A 1,815-nucleotide genomic window follows, 5' to 3' on the forward strand; every position below is an offset into this window, starting at 1 on the left:
ACCTTGTCGCGATCGCCGAGTTGAGCCCGCGGACCTCGAGGCCGAGGCCGACGATGGACGAGACCACGCCGACCCGCTCCGGGCGGGCGACGCGGAGGGCGCGGGCGAGTGCAACGGGGCGCGGTTCCCAGGTGAGGGTCATCGGGTTCCCCCGAGGAGCGCGGCGCGGGCCCGCTCGAACGCGGTGGAGATCCGGGCGTCGAGGAAACCGTCCGCGAACTCGGAAACGGCGTCGCCGCGGGCGAGCGACGGGTCGGCCTGGAACGTCACGCCGGTCGCGGCGAGGACGGCCGGGTCGATCACGTCGAGGTCTGCGGGGTGCATGCGCACCACGTTCGGCCGGGTCGGCGACGCGGGGTCGAGTGCACGGCGCAGGGCCAGCCGTGCCGCACTCGGCCCGTCACTGATTTGGTAGCCGATCACGGCCTCCGCGAGGTCGAGCGCCGTGGCGAGCAGGGTGCCTTCGGCCTCGTGCAGGACGGGCTGGGTGCGCTCGTCGAGCGCGTGGCTCGCGGCGGTCAGGAGCCCGACCGTGCGGTCGAGCTGCGCCTGGACCTGCGACACCCGGGCGGCGTGGTCGGCCTCGAGGCGTGCGACCTGCGCCGCAATGTCGCTCGCGGCGGCCCGCATGCCCGCCGTGTATCCAGCAGCATGCCCCTGGACCCGGGCGGCCTCGACCGTGCTGTCGCCGGACACGGCACGCAGGGTCGGGAAGGAGATCGCGGAGAACGGCGGGTCGCCGGCGGTCTCGGCGGTCGCACGGGCGACCGGAGTGGCCGCCTTTCCGGCTGCGGGCGCGGTTCCTGCGGTGGCTACGGACGCATCCACGAGCACGGGCTCTGCGTGACGGAACGGGATGGCGGGGCTAGACAACATAAGCGTCCTCGTCCGCACGGGTCACGGTGATGCTGCCCTGGGCCTCGAGGTCGCGGATGGCGCGCACGATCGTCGCACGTCCCTCCTCGACCTGGGAGACGCGGACGGGCCCGAGCGCGCGGATCTCGTCGTCGAGGATCTCCCGGTTGCGTTCGGAGAGGTTCTTGCGGATGATCTCAATGACGCCGTCGGTGGAGCCCTTCATCGCGATCGCGAGGATACCGGCGTCGATGCCACGTAGAACCTGCTGCACGTCGCGGTCCTCGAGGCGGACGATGTCGGCGAAGGTGAGCATCCGGGCGCGCACCTGTTCGGCCAGGACCGGGTCGCGGGCGTCGAGGGCTTCGAGGAGGGAGCGCTCGGTCGCGACATCCGCCCGGTTGATGATCTCGACGAGCGGCTGGATGCCGCCGACGACCTCGACGGAGTCCCGGGTGGCGGTGACGGCGCCGACGCGGGCCTTGAGCGAGTCGGTCACGACGCGGATGGCTTCGGGGGTCGCCGTTCCCATTCCGGCGATGCACTGGGCGACCTCGGCGGGCAGGGTGCCCTCGAGGCCGGCGATCACGGCGGAGGCGTGTTCGGGACGGAGGTGGGCGAGGACGAGGGCGATGGTCTGCGGCAGTTCACCGTCGAGGAGCGTGAGGATCTGGAGCGGTTCAGCGGTGTCGAGGAATTCGAAGGCTTTGCCGGCCATCGAGGAGGCCACCCGGCTCATAACGCCGGCGGCGCGTTCTGCGCCGAAGGATGCCTCGAGCAGGCCGACCGCGTAGGCGTGGCCTCCGCGAGGGGAGCGTGTGCCGCGCATGGTGAGGTCGTGGAATTCGAGGACCGTGGTCTCGGCGACCTCGGTGTCGACCCGGCGCAGCTGCACCATCTCGGCGGCGCTGTCGACCGGCGGTGGTACTGCGCAGGAAGTGGCCGATGCACTCAACAAGG

Annotated in this window: 2 protein-coding genes; both read right to left on the minus strand. The window is 71.8% G+C overall.

Going from position 1 to position 1,815, the window contains the following annotated elements; all coding sequences use genetic code 11:
- Positions 1 to 138: 138 nt before the first annotated feature.
- A complete protein-coding gene (locus QN345_RS18610; RefSeq protein ID WP_134448954.1) occupies positions 139 to 876 on the minus strand; it encodes a FliH/SctL family protein in 738 nt (245 codons plus the stop codon).
- A partial coding sequence (gene fliG, locus QN345_RS18615) for a flagellar motor switch protein FliG (RefSeq protein WP_416347680.1) occupies positions 866 to 1,815 on the minus strand: 950 nt, incomplete at its 5' end. The genes QN345_RS18610 and fliG, both read right to left, overlap by 11 nt.

Source organism: Cryobacterium sp. 10I1 (genome assembly GCF_035019805.1).
GTDB classification, from domain to species: domain Bacteria; phylum Actinomycetota; class Actinomycetes; order Actinomycetales; family Microbacteriaceae; genus Cryobacterium; species Cryobacterium glucosi.

Excerpts from the sequence above, each read along its gene's own strand:
- QN345_RS18610 (WP_134448954.1), bottom strand. The coding sequence starts at position 876 with ATGTTGTCTAGCCCCGCCATCCCGTTCCGTCACGCAGAGCCCGTGCTC.